The organism is Curtobacterium sp. PvP017 (assembly GCF_054060195.1).
On sequence record NZ_JBSSCY010000002.1, the window covers coordinates 71,766 to 87,632 of the forward strand.

A 15,867-nucleotide genomic window follows, 5' to 3' on the forward strand; every position below is an offset into this window, starting at 1 on the left:
GTACCCCGCCCCGGCGCCGCCGAACTGTGTGCGGGCTACTTCACCAGGGGGAACAGGATCGTCTCGCGGATGCCGAGGCCGGTGATCGCCATCAGCAGGCGGTCGACGCCCATGCCCATGCCGCCGGACGGCGGCATCGCGTGCTCGAGTGCCCGCAGGAACTCCTCGTCGACGCGCATCGCCTCGGGGTCGCCGCCGGCCGCGAGCTTCGCCTGCTCGACGAAGCGCTCCCGCTGGACGACGGGGTCGACGAGCTCGGAGTAGGCGGTCGCGAGCTCGAAGCCACGGACGTACAGGTCCCACTTCTCGACGATGCCGGGACGGGTGCGGTGCTCGCGGGTGAGCGGCGAGGTGTCGACCGGGAAGTTCATCACGAACGTCGGGCGGTCGAGCGAGTCGATGACGAAGTGCTCCCAGAGCTCCTCGACGTACTTGCCGTGCGTGGCGTGCGCGACCTCGACACCCTCGGCCGCCGCGAGCTCCTGCAGCTCGGACAGCGGGGTCTCGGGGGTGATCTCGCGCCCGGCGGCCTCGGACAGCGAGCCGTACATGTCGATGCGCGGCCACTCGCCACCGAGGTCGTAGGTGCTGCCGTCGGGCAGGGTGACCTCGAGCGAGCCGCCGGTGACCGCCCGCGCAGCGCTCTGCACGAGCTCCTGGGTCAGGTCGGCCATCTGCTCGTAGTTGCCGTAGGCCTGGTACGCCTCGACCATGGCGAACTCGGGCGAGTGCGACGAGTCGGCGCCCTCGTTGCGGAAGTTCCGGTTGATCTCGAACACCCGGTCGATGCCGCCGACGACGGCACGCTTCAGGAAGAGCTCCGGCGCGATGCGCAGGAAGAGCTCGGTGTCGAACGCGTTCGAGTGCGTCACGAACGGTCGGGCCGAGGCGCCGCCGTGCTGGGTCTGCAGCATCGGCGTCTCGACCTCGAGGTACTCGTGCGCCGTGAAGGTCTGGCGGAGCGAGGACATCACGGCGGCGCGGGCGCGGACGGTGGCGCGCGCTTCGTCGCGGACGATGAGGTCGAGGTAGCGCTGTCGGACCCGCGTCTCCTCGTTGAGTTCGTTGTGCAGGTTCGGCAGCGGCAGGATCGCCTTCGCCGCGATCGCCCACTCGTCGACCATGATCGACAGCTCACCGCGGCGCGAGGAGATCACGCGGCCGTGCACGAACACGTGGTCGCCGAGGTCGACGAACTCCTTCCAGCGCGCGAGGGACTCGTCACCGACCTCGGCCAGGGACACCATCGCCTGGATGCGGGACCCGTCGCCGGACTGCAGCGACGCGAAGCAGAGCTTGCCGGTGTTGCGCGAGAACACGATGCGGCCGGCGATGCCGACGACGTGCTGCGTCTCCTCACCCGTCTCGAGGTGCGCGTACTGCTCGCGGACCGCCGGGATCGTCGTCGTGATCGGGAGCTCGGCGGGGTACGCCTCGATGCCGGACTCGAGCAGCTTCGCGCGCTTGTCGAGCCGGACCTGTCGCTGCTCGCTGGTCTCCTGCTCGGCCAGTGCGGCGGCGTCGGCGATCGCGGTGTCGGTGGTGGCGGTCTCGTCGGTCATGCGGGTGCGGCTCCGATGGTCGTGGGGGTCGGGGGAAATGCTACCCGCGCCGCGCTCCCGCCCCGGACTCGCTACAGCGTCGACTGCCCGTCGGCCGCCGTCAGCGCGTTGTCCACGGCGGAGCGGACGAGCGCACCGAGCACCCGGCCGGGGTGGTCCACGCCGATGCCGGACAGCGTTCCCGCCGACTGGTCCACGATCGCGGTCGAGAAGCTCACGGCGGCGCGGACGGCGTCGGCGTACGCGGGCCGGTCCCCCTCGGCGACGACGAACGGCTCGGCGCCCATCTCGACCACCAGGGCCTGCGCGATGGGCAGCACCGGCGAGGGTGCGGTCACCGCGCAGTAGGCGTCTCGCAGCCGCGACAGGTCGACGCTCGTGCCGGTGAACGCCATCGCCGGGTGGATGGCGAGCGGGATCGCACCCGCCGCCATCGCAGGGGCGAGGATGCCGACACCGTGGTCCGGGCTGGTGTGCACGACGAGCTGGCCGGGCTGCCAGATGCCGGCGTCCGCCAGGCCCTGCACCAGCGAGGCCAGCTGGTCGTCCGGCACGGCGAGGAGCACGAGTTCGCTCCGCTCGACCAGGTCCGGCGTCGCGAGCACGGGAGCGCCGGGCAGCATGGCCTCGGCACGGTCGCGCCCCTCGGCGGACACGGCGGTGACGCCGACGACCGCGTGCTCCGCGTTCGCCAGTGCGGCTCCGAGCACGGGTCCGACCCGTCCGGCGCCGACGACGCCGACGCCCAGGCGCCCGGCCCTCACCGCACCGCTCCGGACGGCGGGACGTCGCTCCACCCCGGGCCGGGAGGCACGGTGCCGGGCCGGTGGTCGGCGTCGGGCCCGGCAGGGGCACTGGTCTCGGGCCACGGCACGTCCGCAGCGTGCGTGACGGACGCGGGACGGGCCTCCCGTTCGCGCCACCGGTGGGACGTGTCGACCGCAGCGGCCTCGACGGCTCGGTGGGTGGTCTCCGACCACAGGCGCTGCGCGTCCCGCGCGTCGAGCGCACCGACGCGGGCCGAGACCGGGCCGGCGACGGTGTGCACGTGGACGGCGGCGAGACGCAGGGCACGCTCGAGCGGGCCCTGTTCGACCTTGACGCTCTGCACCCGGGGCAGCGGCACGATGACGAGCGACCGCCAGACGGCGCCGAGCCGCAGCAGCACGGCGCCCTGCACGAACCGGTACCCGTTGCGTCGGAACGCGAACGGTCGGAGCCAGACGGCGCGGCGTGGGGAGTGCACGAAGCCGCCCTGGTCACCACTCGTGGTCAGGCTGTCGTCGACGACGCTGACGGCCTCGGCGGAGCCTTCCCGCAGGGCCTCCTGGGACGCCTCGGGGCCGGCGACGACGGTGCCGACCAGGCCGGGCAGGATGATGTCGAGGACCTCGCGGACGTCGGCCGCGGTGCCCACGGGCAGCACGATCGCGGACGCCTGCTGGTTGCTCGACGCACCGTTGCCGGCGTTCGTCGCGCGGTTGATCCGGACGTCCCACCAGCCGAACGGGCGCCAGAGCAGCGGCTGCGCGACACTGACGGCGTGGATGCGGCCGGGGGGCAGCGTCTCGTTCGAGGTCGAGACGAGCCCGAACCCGATCCGGATGCCGTCGCGGGTCTCGGCGATCGTGTACTGCAACGACCGCGAGAACTTGCGGACGTAGTAGCTCCCCGCACCGATCACCGCGGGGAACAGCCCGAACAGGATCCCGTACTCGCCGGTGAGCGCGACGCTGACGATCATCGCGGCCACGGCCAGCAGGATGAAGACGGTGGTGCCGGAGAGCAGCATCGACGCGATCAGGCGTCCGGGCTTGACCTTGACGATCCGGGTCGCGTGCACGGCGGAGGGGTCGAGTTCCGGCGAGAACATCTCGTCGACGCGGTCCTGCAGCACGCCGTTCGACGCACGCGCCGGACCGCTGCCGCGGTCGTCGTCCTTCGCGCCGGACGCGAGCACGAGGATGCGCGACCGCAGGTCGTCGGCGGCCCGCACCCCCAGGTACGCGAGCTGGACGTTGGCGTCGTTGCCGGCCTGCGCGATCTCGAGCTTCGCGGTGCCGAACACCCGCGGGATGAGCGGCCGCGAGATGTTGATGCCCTGGATCCGGTCGAGTCGGGCCTTGCGGTGGTTCCGGAAGAGCACGCCGGAACGGACCTCGACGATCTCGCCGGTGACCCGGAACTCGTGCATCCGCCAGGACAGGTAGAACAGCCCGATCAGCACGAGCAGGAACACCGCGACGCCGAGCAGCACCCAGCCGACGACGCCGTGCTCGTACACGTAGCGGACCGGGTCGCCGTCCTGCTGCTCGCCGCCGGGGATGAAGAACTCGACGAGCTGGTCGCGCAGGCTGTTCAGCACGTAGCCGAGGATGACGATCAGGAAGATCCCGCCCTTGAGCAGCGGGGTCAGCGGGTGCAGGCGGTGCCACTCGCCGTCGGTCAGGGGCGCGGCCGCAGCGGCGTTCCCGCGTGTGGGCGGGGTGGGCGGCGGCGGGCCGGGTCGGAAGGTCACCGCGACCCCCTACAGCCCGGCGCGGCGGGACTCGGCGAGTTCGACGAGCCGGTCGCGCAGCTCGTCGGCGTCGGTGGCCGGGATACCGGGGATGCGGACGTTCGTGGCGGCCGCAGCGGTGACGAACTTCAGCTCGCTCATGCCGAGTGCGCGGTCGAGCGGACCCCTGGCCACGTCGACGAGCTGCATCCGGCCGTACGGCACGGCCGTGAAGCGCTGCCACATCAGGCCGCGGCGGACCACCAGGTCGTCGTCGCGCAGGGCGTAGCCGATCGCGCGGACACGGCGGGGCGTGAGGGCCGCGGTGACCAGCGTGATGACGAGCACCACGATGCCGATGAGCAACCAGACCGTGCCGGCGCCCGAGCCGAAACCGTCGTTCACGATCCCGATCAGGACCAGGCCGGCGGTCACCACGAGCCCGATCACCAGCGTCGTGATGAGTTCGGTCCACACGAGCTTGGCGGACACCCTGGTCCAGTCGATGCCGGTCAGGCCGAGCCCCGGCTCGTCGAGTCGTTCACGCGCCATCGCGGGCCTCCAGGGGGTGTGCTCGGGTCAGTTCGCCGTCGTGCCGTTGCGGGGGTCGCCCGGCTCGTCGTCGTCACCAGGGGGTGCGATGCACATGCGCTCTGCCACGAGTGCGCAGACCGTCAGCACGATCCCGCCCCCGACGGCGACCACGTTCGGCAGGGTCGAGCCTAGCGAAGGCGTCACCGAGCGGGTGAGGAGGTACACGACCAGCCCGATCGCGAAGCCGCCGAACAGGGCGCCGCAGATGCTCGAGGCCTTCGCGAGGACCACGACGCGGGTGGCGTAGAGCGGGTCGACCGGGCGCTGCCGCCCGGCGCCGTCGCGGGCGTGCCGGCGGACGGGACGCGCCATGAGCACGACGGCGACCCCGATGAACGCGAGCGTGATGCCGAGCGGTACGGCGAGCAGCAGCGTCGGCGACTGGCGCGACGCCAGCACCGCGTCGAACGCGAAGCCCGCCACCGCGGTCACGACGGCGATGCTGAACAGGGTGGAGAGACGGGTCGGCTTCACGCGCTGGTCACGTTCCCTTCCGTGGAGGTCGCGGGGACCGCGGTCGTCCGGGAGGCCCGGCGCACGTCCGCGAACAGGCGCGGCTCGTCGACGCGCTCGGTGTCGTCCCCCACGGCGGCGAGCAGGTCGGCCACCGGGCCGACGCCGGGCAGGACGGCCGCGGGGTCGGCGTCGAGCCACGGTGCGAGCACGAAGGCCCGCTCGGCGGCACGGGGGTGCGGAACGGTGAGCGTGGCGGTGTCGATGCGCAGGTCGTCGACGGCGACGACGTCGAGGTCGAGGGTCCGGTCGCCCCAGCGGACGTCACGGGTCCGGCCGTGCTCGTCCTCGATGCCGTGCAGGGCGTCGAGGAACGCCTGCGGCTCGAGGTCGGTGTCGACGACGACGACGGCGTTGCGGTACCGCGGCTTGGTGTCGTCGCGGCCGTCCAGCGTGACGGCGACGGACTCGACCTCGTGGCTCGAGGCCACCGGGTGCACGCCGGGCAGCGCGGCGACCGCGCGGGCAGCGGCGCGGAGGGTGCTCCCCCGGTCGCCGAGGTTGGCGCCGAGCGCGACGACGACGCGGCTCACGCTGCTCCCTCGTCCGGCACGGTCGCCCCGCGGGCACGGCGGATGGTGATCGAGACGTCGGTGAACGGCACGGTGATCGGCGCCTGCGGCTTGTGCACGGTGACCTCGGTCGCCAGGGCCGCACGGTGGGTCAGCACAGCGGCCGCGATGCGTTCGGCGAGGGTCTCGATGAGGTCCACCGGGTCGCGCTCGATCTCGGCGACGACCTGCTCGGCGAGCACGCCGTAGTGCACGGTGGCGTCGAGGTCGTCGCTGCCCGAAGCCGCGCGGGCGTCGAGTTCCACGGCGACGTCGACGACGAAGTCCTGACCGTCGGCGCGTTCGTGGTCGAAGACCCCGTGGTGGCCGCGCGCGCGGACCCCGACGAGGCGGATGGTGTCGTTCACGAGCGAGCTGCCCTCCAGGCGTCCCAGACGTCGAGCACGGCACGGGTCGGTGCCGGGTCGTGCACGCGCACCCCCCACGCGCCGCGTTCGGCGGCGAGCAGGCTGATGGCGGCGGTGGCGAGGTCGCGGTCCTTCGGCGGGGCGCCCTCGGGGCTGCCGACGCCGTCCAGGAACCGCTTGCGTGATGCGGCGACGAGCACGGGCAGGCCGATCGAGGCGAACCGCTCGTACCCGGCCAGGATCTCCCAGTTCTGCACGCCCTGCTTGGCGAAGCCGAGGCCCGGGTCGATGACGACCTGTTCCTGTCGCACGCCGAGGACGATGAGCTCGGCGACCCGCATCTCGACCTCGCGCCGGACCTCGTCGACGGCGTGCACGTACTCGGCGTTCCGGTACATCCGGTCGCTGTGGCCGCGCCAGTGCATGACCACGAAGCCGGCCCCGGTCGACGCGACCACGCGGGCCATGTCCGGGTCGGCCAGGCCGCCGGACACGTCGTTGACGATCGCGGCGCCGAGTTCGACGGCCCGTTCGGCGGTCGAGGCGTTCATCGTGTCGACGCTCACCGGGATGCCCTCGGCGACGAGCTGCCGCACGACCGGCAGGACGCGCTCCTGCTCGACCGGCACCGGCACGCGCTCCGAGCCCGGCCGGGTCGACTCCCCACCGACGTCGATGATGTCGGCACCCGCGGCGACGAGGTCACGCGCGTGCTGCACGGCGGCGTCGTAGGCCTGGTGCAGCCCGCCGTCGCTGAACGAGTCCGGCGTCACGTTGAGGATGCCCAACACCCGCGTGCGGTCCCGTGTGGGACCGCCGCGGGTGTCGAGCCGACGAGCGCGTCTCGTCGGCAGGTCGGTCATGCCGGCCCCCTACGCCGGGGCGATACCCGGGTTGCCGAAGGGGCGACGACGGGGCTTCGAGGTCGACTCGCTGTCCGACTGGTCCGCTGCGGTGGCGGCGGCCTGCCCGGGCACGTCGATCGCGGGCAGGTTGCTCACCGGACGCTTGTCGCTGGAGAGCCACTGCGGGCGCTCCGGCAGCTTGCGGACGTCCTTGAAGATCTCCACGAGCTCCGGGGCGTCGAGCGTCTCCTTCTCGAGGAGCTCGCCGGCCAGGCGGTCGAGGATGTCGCGGTTGTCGTTGAGCACCTGGTAGGCCTCGTTGTGCGCGGCCTCGAGCAGCGCACGGGTCTCGGCGTCGACGGTCTGGGCGATGTTCTCCGAGTAGTCGCGACCGGTCCCGCCGCTCATGTCGCGGCCGACGAACGGCTCGCTCGACCCGGACCCGAGCTTGACGGACCCGACGGCCTGGCTCATGCCGTACTCGGTGACCATCTTGCGCGCGGTGCCGGTGGCCTTCTCGATGTCGTTCGAGGCGCCGGTGGTGGGGTCGTGGAACACGATCTCCTCGGCGACGCGACCACCCATGGCGTAGGTGAGCTGGTCGAGCAGCTCGTTGCGGGTGACCGAGTACTTGTCCTCGAGCGGGAGCACCATCGTGTAGCCGAGGGCACGGCCGCGCGGCAGGATCGTGATCTTCGTGACCGGGTCGGTGTGCCGCATCGCCGCAGCCGCCAGGGCGTGGCCGCCCTCGTGGTACGCGGTGATCAGGCGCTCCTGGTCGGACATGATCCGGGTCCGGCGCTGCGGGCCCGCCATCACGCGGTCGACGGCCTCGTCCAGCGCGCGGTTGTCGATGAGCTGCGCGTTCGACCGGGCGGTCAGCAGCGCGGCCTCGTTCAGGACGTTCGCCAGGTCGGCACCGGTGAAGCCCGGCGTCTTGCGGGCGAGCAGCTCGAGGTCGACGCTCGCGGCGAGCGGCTTGCCCTTCGCGTGCACCTCGAGGATCTGCTTGCGGCCGGCCATGCCCGGAGCGTCGACACCGATCTGACGGTCGAAGCGGCCCGGACGCAGGAGCGCGGGGTCGAGCACGTCGGGACGGTTCGTCGCGGCGATGAGGATGACGTTCGTCTTGCCGTCGAAGCCGTCCATCTCGACGAGCAGCTGGTTGAGCGTCTGCTCGCGCTCGTCGTTGCCGCCGCCGATGCCGGCACCGCGGTGGCGTCCGACCGCGTCGATCTCGTCGATGAAGACGATGGCCGGCGAGTTCGCCTTCGCCTGCTCGAAGAGGTCACGGACACGGCTCGCACCGACACCGACGAACATCTCGACGAAGTCCGAACCGGAGATCGAGTAGAACGGCACGCCTGCCTCGCCGGCGACGGCGCGGGCGAGCAGGGTCTTGCCGGTGCCGGGAGGGCCGTACAGCAGCACGCCCTTCGGGATCTTGGCGCCGACGGCCTGGAACTTCGCCGGCTCCTTCAGGAACTCCTTGATCTCGTGGAGTTCCTCGATCGCCTCGTCGGAGCCCGCGACGTCGGCGAACGACACCTGCGGGTTCTCCTTGTTGTTGATCTTGGCCTTCGACTTGCCGAACTGCATGACCTTCGAGCCGCCGCCCTGGGCGCTCGAGAGCAGGAACCAGAACAGGGCACCGATGATCAGGAAGGGGAGCAGGACACCGAGGAGCGACAGGAACCAGTTGCCCTGCTGCACACGGTCGTCGTAGCCCTTCGGCAGGTTGGCGTCGTTGACGGCCTGGATGACCTCTTCGCCGCGGGGCGTGGAGTAGTAGAACTGCTCCTGCTTGTCGCCGTCACGGAGCGTCAGGTCGACCCGCTGCTCGGTGGAGTTGACGATCGCGGACGAGACCTTGCTGTCGGCGAGCTGCTCGAGGCCCTTCTGGGTGCTGACCTCGGTCGTGCTGCCCTGGCTGATGACACTCCAGCCGATGAAGATGCCCGCCAGCGCGATCAGCACGTAGAGGTACGGGCCGCGGAAGATGCGCTTGAAGTTCATGTGATCCGGGCGCGAGTGCCCGACACCTTTCTCTGCCGAAGTTGCGTGCAGGTCAGCATACGGCCGCGATTCTGTGGCGAGAATGGGTGTCCTCTGCGGGCGAACTCGACCCGAGGCACGTGCCCCCTGGACGGGTTACGAGTACACGTGGGGCGCCAGGACGCCCACGCCGCGCAGGTTGCGGTAGCGCTCGTCGTAGTCCAGGCCGTAGCCGACCACGAACTCGTCCGGGATGTCGAAGCCCACGTACTTGACGTCGACCTCGACCTTGGCGGCCTCGGGCTTGCGCAGCAGGGCGACGATCTCGACGCTCGCGGCACCGCGGGACTGCAGGTTCTGCTTGAGCCACGACAGCGTCAGACCAGAGTCGATGATGTCCTCGACGATGAGGACGTCGCGCCCGTGCAGGTCGGTGTCGAGGTCCTTGAGGATCCGCACCACACCGGACGACTTCGTGCCGGAGCCGTACGACGACACCGCCATCCAGTCCATGCGCGCCTGCATCTTCAGGTGGCGCGAGAAGTCCGCCATCACCATGACGGCACCCTTCAGGACACCGACGAGCAGGGGGTCGCGACCCGCGTAGTCGGCGTCGACGACCGCCGCGAGTTCGGCGAGCTTGTCGTCGATCTGCTCGGGGGTGAAGAGGACTTCGGACAGGTCTGCCTGGACGTCGGAGAGTTCCACCGGTCCAGCCTAACCGGCACTGAACGACAGGCGGTCACCGGATCGCGACGCCCGGACGCCCGGCAGGTCGATCGGTCCCTGTCCGCTCCATTCGGTGACGAGCCGGCAGACCTCGAGCGTCTGCACCCGTGACAGCGTCACCCCGAACTCGCTCTCGACCGCCAGGCGCACGAGCCGCTGCCGGAGGGCGGGCGGGTTCGCCGCGAGTGCCCGCACCGACAGCGAGATGCCGGCCTCGGTGTGCTCGGCGATGTCCTCTGCGATCTCCTCGGCGAAGTGGTCGAGTGCCGCCGAGTCCTCTCGGAGCTGGTCGGCCGTCCGCGCCAGCGCTTCTGGTACCCCGGCACCGAGCTCACGCTCGAGAACCGGCATGAGCGCGTTCCGCACGCGCACCCGGGCGAAGGTGCCGTCGTCGTTCTGCGGGTCGTGCCACGGCGCCAGCCCGGCTGCGGCACAGGCCTGCCGCGTCGTGTGCCGGCGCACCGCGAGCAGCGGGCGGCCGTACGCCGGCCCCGGCTCCCGCCGCGCGAGCGGCAGCATGCCCGACAGGCTGTCCGGCCCGCTGCCGCGCAGCAGGCCCAGGAGCACCGTCTCGGCCTGGTCGTCCAGGGTGTGCCCCAGCAGCACGAGACGCGACCCGGTGGCGGACGCGACGTCCGCGATCGACGCGTGACGGGCCTCCCGGGCGGCGCCCTCCGGACCACCGTCGGAGCCGACCGTGACCCTGCGGACCGTCACCGGGTCGAGTCCCAGCTCGGATGCCTGCCGGGAGGCGCGGCTCGCGACCGCCTCGGAGCCCGCCTGGAGCGCGTGGTCGACGACCACTGCCCCGGCTCGGAGCCCCTGCTTGCCCGCCTCGAACGCGGTGGCCGCGGCGAGCGCGAGCGAGTCCGGTCCGCCGCTCAGCGCGACCAGGACGAGGTCGCCCGCGGCGACGACCCCGTCGTCGAGCGCGGTGGCGAGCAGGTCGCGGACCGCCAGGCGGGTCTCGGCGACGGCAGGGTCCAGCCGGGGACGCGGAGAGTTCACCCGGTAACGTTAGCCGCGCTCTCGGGACCACCGACAGCCCCACCGACACACCAGGAGTGCAGACATGGCCGCGTACGACGTCGTCGTCGAGATCCCCAAGGGCAGCCGCAACAAGTACGAGGTGGACCACGAGACCGGTCGCGTCTACCTCGACCGCGTGCTGTTCACGTCGTTCGTCTACCCGACCGACTACGGCTTCTTCGAGAGGACCCTGGCCGACGACGGCGACCCCGTGGACGCGCTGCTGCTCCTCGAGTTCCCGACGTTCCCCGGCGTGGGCGTCAAGGTGCGCCCGGTCGGCGTCTTCAAGATGAGCGACGAGGCCGGCAAGGACGAGAAGGTCCTCGTGGTCCCCGCGAAGGACCCGCGCTGGACGCACATCCAGGACATCTCGGACGTCGACGAGCAGACGAAGGCCGAGATCGCGCACTTCTTCGAGCGCTACAAGGACCTCGAGCCGAACAAGTGGGTCAAGGCCGAGGGCTGGGGCGACGCCGCCGAGGCCGAGGCCATCGTGCAGGCTGGCCAGGCCGCGTACGTGCCCGCTGGTCACTGACGCTCCGCACGCGAACGGCGCCCGCTCTCCATCGGAGGGCGGGCGCCGTTCTGTTGCGTGGTTGCTTTGCCGGGCGGGGTCGGGGGGGTACCTGGTGGGATCGGGCGTACCTGGCCTTTTGATCCGGGCAGGTATGCCCGATCTCGCTTGCTACCGCAGCCGTTCTGGGAACGACCGGGCGCGGGCTACAGGGAGCCGCTCGGGCGGGCGACGTAGGGCAGGAGCTGGCTCGGCGTCCAGACCGCCCGCTCGACCACGCCGACACCCGGTCGGGCCGCTTCGACCATCATCCCGTTGCCGGTGTAGATCGAGTCATGGTAACCGCCTGACGCGGTTCCGTTCGACGAGTAGAAGAGGATGTCGCCGGGCTGGCGCTGCGAGAGCGGCACGAGACGGCCGATCGATCCGAAGTAGTTGTACTGCCAGACGACGTTGTGCCCGCCGGTCGCGATGCCCTGCGAGCTGTACGCCATCATGACGAGGCCGGAGCAGTCCCAGGTGTTCGGGCCGGCGCCGCCGAGGACGTAGGGCTTGCCGAGCTGCCCGCGGGCGTAGGAGATCGCACCGGCGGCCTTCGAGGGGCTGCTCGGGGCGGGCGCCGGGGTGGTGGGCGCGGGGGTGCTCGGCTTCGAGGGGGTGGGCGTGCTCGGCTTGGCGGGCGCGGGTGCGGGTGCGGGTGCGGCCGGCGTGCTCGGCTTCGACGGGGTGCTCGGACGCGACGGGGTGGTCGTGCCGCCGCCGGTACTCGGGCTCGTACCGGAGCCGGTGCTCGGGTTCGTGCCGCTGTTGGTGCCGCCGCCGTTGTTGTTGTTGGTGGTGCTGCCGCTGCCGCTGCTGTTGTTGGTGCTGCTGCTGCTGTTGCCGCCGCTCGTCTGGGCCGCCAGGGCGGTCTCCGCCGCCTTGGCCTGCTGCGCACTCCAGTAGGCGCTCTCCGTCGCGACACTCGTGCCCTTGAGGTACGCGAGCTGGCGGAGAACCTGGTCCTGCTGGCCCTGCTGCTTCTGCACCCGGGCCTGGGCGTCGGCCGAGACGTCGTTGGCGGTGGCGAAGGCGGTCTTCGTCGCCTCGGTCGCCTTGCTCAGCGCCGTCGTGGCGACGGCCTGCTGGTCGGCGAGCGAGTCCACCGTCTTCTGGTCGGAGCGGGCCTGCGCGAGGATCGTCGCCGATCGCTCGGACAGGTGCGACATCGTGCCGACGCGGTAGAGCAGGTCCCCGGAGTCGGACGCGTCCGTGAGCATCGTCGTCGACAGGTCGCCGCCGCCCGTGCGGGACAGCTCGACCACGAGCGCGGCCACCTGACCAGCGGAGTCGTCCGCCTTGTCCTTCGCGCGCTTCGACTGCGCGGACAGGTCGGCGAGGGTGTCCTTCGCCTCCTGCTGCTGCGATGCGGCGAGGGCGTACGCCTGCCCGGCCTGCTGCTCGACGATGCCTGCGCGGTCCGCGGCGTCCTGCAGCGCGGTCAGCCGGTCGCTCAGCTCGTCCACCGTCTGCTGCGCGTCGGCGGCATCCGACTTCGCGGCCTTGACGTCGTCCCAGGACGGCGCCGACGGCGCGGCCTGGGCGGGTCCCGCGACGACGACCGACAGCCCGATGCCGAGCACGGCGACGGTGGCGATCCCGCAGGAGAACGAGCGAGCGGACAGGATCATGGCGGGGTCAACGCATCCCGGCTGCGCTGATGCTCATACCGAGATCCCCCGCGCTGCCATGAAGGGGACCGGGTCGACGGCAGCACCGTTGACCCGGGTCTCGAAGTGGAGGTGACACCCGGTCGACCAGCCGGTCGAACCGATCTTGGCGATCTGCTGCCCGGCGGAGACGTGCTGGCCGTTCGCAACCATGATCCCGCCGTCGACGATGTGCCCGTAGGCCGTCGAGATGCCGCCGCCGTTGTCCAGGATGACCTCGTTGCCGTACCCGCCGCCGTTGCCCGCGAAGGTCACGGTGCCGTCGTGGGCGGCGTAGATCGGGGCGTAGCAGGCGGGAGCGAGGTCGACCCCGGCGTGCAGTGCCGTGTAGTGCGTGTACGGGTCGACGCGGATGCCGTAGCCGCTCGTCTGGAAGCCGCCGGCCGGCCGGACCCACCCGGCCGAGTTGGCCGTCCCGCCGCCGGTGCCGCCCTGGCTCGTCGCCGCGGCCTTCGCGGCTGCCTTGGCCGCAGCCGCGGCGATGCGCGCCTGTCGTGCCTTCTCGGCGGCGACGCCCTTGCGGTAGTCGGCCTCGACCCCGCGCTGCTTCGTGGTGAGGGCGGTCAGCTGGGCCTCGAGCCGCGACTCGTTGTCGTTCTGGGCGTCCACCGCCGTCTGTGCCGCGTCGGCAGCACCCTGGGCCTGCTGCATCTTCGACTGGGCCGCGTCGGCGAGGTCGCCCAGGGCCGCCTTTGCCTTGTCCGCCTTGTCGGCCTGCGCCTGGGCGGTGCCGCGGTCCTGCGACGCCTGCGAGTAGATGCCGTCGGCCTGCTCGCTGAGCTTCGACATGGCGCCGAGCTCGTAGAGCAGGTCACCGGAGTCCGAGGGGTGCGTGAGGATGTCGGTCGTCACGTCGTTGGCGCTGGCGCGACCGAGCTGCGCGGCGAGCTGGCCGGCCTGCTCCTCGGACTGGGCGGCGGTCTGTTCGGCGTCGTCCGCCTGGGACTGGAGCGTCTTCTGCTCGAGCGTTGCCTCGTCGTACTTGTTCTGTGCGGCCTGGTAGGCCTCGCCGGCGGCCTGCGCGGCCTTCTGCTTGGCAGCAGCCTCCGTCTTCAGCGTCGAGATGAGCGACTTGATCTCGGTGACCTTCGCCTGCTGGGCACTCGTCGAGGACTTGGCCTTCTGCACCTCGGACCAGCTCGGGTAGCTCGCGGCGCTGGCCGACGTCGCCGGGGCGAGGACCGCGAGGGTGCTGCCCGCGAGCGCGACGGCGACCGCGGCGGCGACGAGGCGGCTGCGGTTGCGGAGGGAGAGCGAAGGTGAGGTCGACATGTATCTCGATTTCGTAACAGCGCGGCAAGGCTCACGCACGTAACACTGTTAACAGACGCAACAGTAACAACAGGTGTCGCAGCCCCGCAGCCCCTCGGACGAGGGGCGCGGAGCCGACGACGATGCTCGCACCGCAACCTCGACACCCGGTGCCGGACAGGCGCGACACGCCGGGGATTCCGCGGGAACGGGGCCCGATTTGCGAACCCCCCGGGGCATCCGTATGCTTGTCCATCGGTAGCGCGAAGCACCACTTGCGGCCCTATCGTTTAGTGGCCTAGGACACCGCCCTTTCACGGCGGCAGCACGGGTTCGAATCCCGTTGGGGTCACTCTCCGAGTGAGCGAGCAAGTAGTACTGAGCAACACCACAGCAATTCAACATGGCCCTGTAGCGCAGCTGGTTAGCGTGCCGCCCTGTCACGGCGGAGGTCGCGGGTTCAAGTCCCGTCAGGGTCGCCACGGCTGGATAGCTCAGTTGGTAGAGCGTTCGACTGAAAATCGAAAGGTCCACGGATCGATGCCGTGTCCAGCCACCGGTGAAGGCCCCCTGCTTCGGCAGGGGGCCTTTTCCGTTGTCTGAGCCGTCTGGCCCGGGGCGGCGCTAGGCCTCGCGGGTCTTCGGGCTGCTGTCGTTCGTCTTCGCCGGGTCGCGTTCGACCACGGAACCGAGGGCATCGTCGATCCGACTGAGCAGCTCCGCCGGGATCGTGACGCCGGCAGCACCCGCGTTGTCGTGCACCTGCTCCGGACGCGACGCCCCGATGATCGCACTCGCGACGTTCTCGTTCTGCAGCACCCAGGCGACGGCGAGCTGCGCCATCGACAGGTCGAGCTCCTTCGCGATCGGCTCGAGCTCCTGCACCGAGGACAGCACCTCGTCGCGCATGAACCGCTTGATCATGTCCGCGCCGCCCTTGTCATCGGTCGCGCGGGAGCCCTCGGGCAGCGGCTGACCCGGCTTGTACTTGCCGGTGAGCACACCCTGGGCGATCGGGGACCAGACGATCTGCGAGATGCCGAGTTCCTTCGAGGTGGGGACGACCTCGCCCTCGATGACCCGCCACAGCGCCGAGTACTGCGGCTGGTTCGAGATGAGCTGGAAGCCGAGGTCCTTCGCGAGCGCAGCACCCGCACGCAGCTGGTCTGCGGTCCACTCGCTGACGCCGACGTACAGGACCTTGCCCTGGCGCACGATGTCCGCGAAGGCCTGCATCGTCTCTTCGAGCGGGGTCTCGTGGTCGTAGCGGTGCGCCTGGTACAGGTCGACGTAGTCCGTCTGCAGCCGCTGCAGCGAGCCGTCGATCGACTCGAGGATGTGCTTGCGGGACAGCCCGGTGTCGTTGTGGCCCTTCGGACCGGTCGGCCCGAAGACCTTCGTGGCGATCTCGAGGGACTGGCGCCGCTCCCCCTTGAGTGCTTCACCGAGGACCGTCTCCGCGCCGGTGTTGGCGTAGACGTCGGCGGTGTCGAACGTCGAGATGCCGACCTCGAGGGCGGCCTTGACGCAGGCGATCGCCGCGTCGTTCTCGACCTGGGATGCGTGGGTGAGCCAGTTGCCGTAGGTGATCTCGGAGACCTTGAGGCCCGAGTTGCCGAGGTAGCGGTACTCCATGTGCGTGTCACTCCTGTCGTGGGGCGCGTCGGTGCGACCCGAACCGTGACGGTAGTCGGCTCGGACGGTGCAGGA

Annotated in this window: 15 protein-coding genes and 3 tRNA genes; 4 read left to right on the plus strand and 14 right to left on the minus strand. The window is 71.0% G+C overall.

Annotated features, from left to right (window positions below; all coding sequences use genetic code 11):
* Positions 1-35 precede the first annotated feature (35 nt).
* From lysS to tilS, 11 genes are all read right to left on the minus strand, one after another.
* Positions 36-1,562: a lysine--tRNA ligase gene (gene lysS, locus ACVKXF_RS04260; RefSeq protein WP_456794956.1), complete on the minus strand. Its 1,527-nt coding sequence runs from the start codon at positions 1,560-1,562 to the stop codon at positions 36-38.
* A gap of 71 nt (positions 1,563-1,633) precedes the next feature.
* Positions 1,634-2,326: a Rossmann-like and DUF2520 domain-containing protein gene (locus tag ACVKXF_RS04265; protein ID WP_222659121.1), complete on the minus strand. Its 693-nt coding sequence runs from the start codon at positions 2,324-2,326 to the stop codon at positions 1,634-1,636.
* Positions 2,323-4,080 carry a PH domain-containing protein gene (locus ACVKXF_RS04270; RefSeq protein ID WP_456794957.1) on the minus strand — a complete coding sequence of 586 codons (1,758 nt, stop codon included), beginning with the start codon at positions 4,078-4,080 and terminating at the stop codon, positions 2,323-2,325. Before ACVKXF_RS04270 ends, ACVKXF_RS04265 begins: the two co-directional genes overlap by 4 nt.
* Positions 4,081-4,089: 9 nt before the next feature.
* On the minus strand, positions 4,090-4,611 hold the full coding sequence (locus ACVKXF_RS04275; RefSeq protein WP_111086938.1) for a PH domain-containing protein: 522 nt from the start codon (positions 4,609-4,611) through the stop codon (positions 4,090-4,092).
* 27 nt (positions 4,612-4,638) lie between these two features.
* Positions 4,639-5,127 (minus strand): DUF3180 domain-containing protein, encoded by a 489-nt coding sequence (locus tag ACVKXF_RS04280; protein WP_123311031.1) that lies wholly within the window; start codon positions 5,125-5,127, stop codon positions 4,639-4,641.
* Positions 5,124-5,699 (minus strand): 2-amino-4-hydroxy-6-hydroxymethyldihydropteridine diphosphokinase, encoded by a 576-nt coding sequence (gene folK / locus ACVKXF_RS04285; protein ID WP_123311033.1) that lies wholly within the window; start codon positions 5,697-5,699, stop codon positions 5,124-5,126. The genes ACVKXF_RS04280 and folK overlap by 4 nt, the downstream gene beginning before the upstream one ends.
* A complete protein-coding gene (folB, locus tag ACVKXF_RS04290) occupies positions 5,696-6,085 on the minus strand; it encodes a dihydroneopterin aldolase (protein ID WP_222659116.1) in 390 nt (129 codons plus the stop codon). The genes folK and folB overlap by 4 nt, the downstream gene beginning before the upstream one ends.
* Positions 6,082-6,948: a dihydropteroate synthase gene (folP, locus tag ACVKXF_RS04295; RefSeq protein ID WP_456794958.1), complete on the minus strand. Its 867-nt coding sequence runs from the start codon at positions 6,946-6,948 to the stop codon at positions 6,082-6,084. Before folP ends, folB begins: the two co-directional genes overlap by 4 nt.
* A 9-nt stretch (positions 6,949-6,957) precedes the next feature.
* Entirely contained in the window at positions 6,958-8,946 is a 1,989-nt protein-coding gene (ftsH, locus tag ACVKXF_RS04300) for an ATP-dependent zinc metalloprotease FtsH (protein ID WP_123311037.1), read from the minus strand.
* 135 nt (positions 8,947-9,081) lie between these two features.
* Positions 9,082-9,633, minus strand: a complete 552-nt coding sequence (gene hpt / locus ACVKXF_RS04305) for a hypoxanthine phosphoribosyltransferase (protein WP_111086933.1) — start codon at positions 9,631-9,633, stop codon at positions 9,082-9,084.
* A gap of 9 nt (positions 9,634-9,642) precedes the next feature.
* Positions 9,643-10,662 (minus strand): tRNA lysidine(34) synthetase TilS, encoded by a 1,020-nt coding sequence (gene tilS / locus ACVKXF_RS04310; protein ID WP_456794959.1) that lies wholly within the window; start codon positions 10,660-10,662, stop codon positions 9,643-9,645.
* Positions 10,663-10,726: 64 nt separating this feature from the next.
* Between tilS and ACVKXF_RS04315 the strand changes: the two genes are divergently transcribed.
* Complete coding sequence (locus ACVKXF_RS04315; protein ID WP_456794960.1) at positions 10,727-11,218, plus strand: inorganic diphosphatase; 492 nt, start codon at positions 10,727-10,729, stop codon at positions 11,216-11,218.
* A gap of 185 nt (positions 11,219-11,403) precedes the next feature.
* Here the strand turns inward: ACVKXF_RS04315 and ACVKXF_RS04320 are convergent, their stop codons facing one another.
* Together ACVKXF_RS04320 and ACVKXF_RS04325 are read right to left on the minus strand one after the other, a co-directional pair.
* Positions 11,404-12,867, minus strand: a complete 1,464-nt coding sequence (locus ACVKXF_RS04320) for an NlpC/P60 family protein (RefSeq protein WP_456794961.1) — start codon at positions 12,865-12,867, stop codon at positions 11,404-11,406.
* Positions 12,868-12,900: 33 nt separating this feature from the next.
* Positions 12,901-14,178, minus strand: a complete 1,278-nt coding sequence (locus tag ACVKXF_RS04325; protein WP_456794962.1) for a M23 family metallopeptidase — start codon at positions 14,176-14,178, stop codon at positions 12,901-12,903.
* A 258-nt stretch (positions 14,179-14,436) separates the two neighbouring features.
* On the opposite strand from ACVKXF_RS04325, the gene ACVKXF_RS04330 reads away from it, so the two are divergent.
* From ACVKXF_RS04330 to ACVKXF_RS04340, 3 genes are all read left to right on the plus strand, one after another.
* Positions 14,437-14,509: transfer RNA gene (locus ACVKXF_RS04330), tRNA-Glu, on the plus strand.
* A gap of 53 nt (positions 14,510-14,562) precedes the next feature.
* Positions 14,563-14,639 (plus strand) — tRNA-Asp (locus ACVKXF_RS04335).
* A 1-nt stretch (position 14,640) separates the two neighbouring features.
* Positions 14,641-14,713 (plus strand) — tRNA-Phe (locus ACVKXF_RS04340).
* A 68-nt stretch (positions 14,714-14,781) separates the two neighbouring features.
* Here ACVKXF_RS04340 and ACVKXF_RS04345 read toward each other — a convergent pair.
* Complete coding sequence (locus ACVKXF_RS04345) at positions 14,782-15,792, minus strand: aldo/keto reductase family protein (protein WP_456794963.1); 1,011 nt, start codon at positions 15,790-15,792, stop codon at positions 14,782-14,784.
* Between the last annotated feature and the right edge of the window lie 75 nt (positions 15,793-15,867).

Bases quoted from the DNA above. Each gene is read 5' to 3' on its own strand.
- ACVKXF_RS04315 (WP_456794960.1), top strand. From the start codon at position 10,727: ATGGCCGCGTACGACGTCGTCGTCGAGATCCCCAAGGGCAGCCGCAAC.
- ACVKXF_RS04275 (WP_111086938.1), bottom strand. From the start codon at position 4,611: ATGGCGCGTGAACGACTCGACGAGCCGGGGCTCGGCCTGACCGGCATC.
- folP (WP_456794958.1), bottom strand. From the start codon at position 6,948: ATGACCGACCTGCCGACGAGACGCGCTCGTCGGCTCGACACCCGCGGC.
- ACVKXF_RS04345 (WP_456794963.1), bottom strand. From the start codon at position 15,792: ATGGAGTACCGCTACCTCGGCAACTCGGGCCTCAAGGTCTCCGAGATC.
- lysS (WP_456794956.1), bottom strand. From the start codon at position 1,562: ATGACCGACGAGACCGCCACCACCGACACCGCGATCGCCGACGCCGCC.
- ftsH (WP_123311037.1), bottom strand. From the start codon at position 8,946: ATGAACTTCAAGCGCATCTTCCGCGGCCCGTACCTCTACGTGCTGATC.
- ACVKXF_RS04325 (WP_456794962.1), bottom strand. From the start codon at position 14,178: ATGTCGACCTCACCTTCGCTCTCCCTCCGCAACCGCAGCCGCCTCGTC.
- ACVKXF_RS04320 (WP_456794961.1), bottom strand. From the start codon at position 12,867: ATGATCCTGTCCGCTCGCTCGTTCTCCTGCGGGATCGCCACCGTCGCC.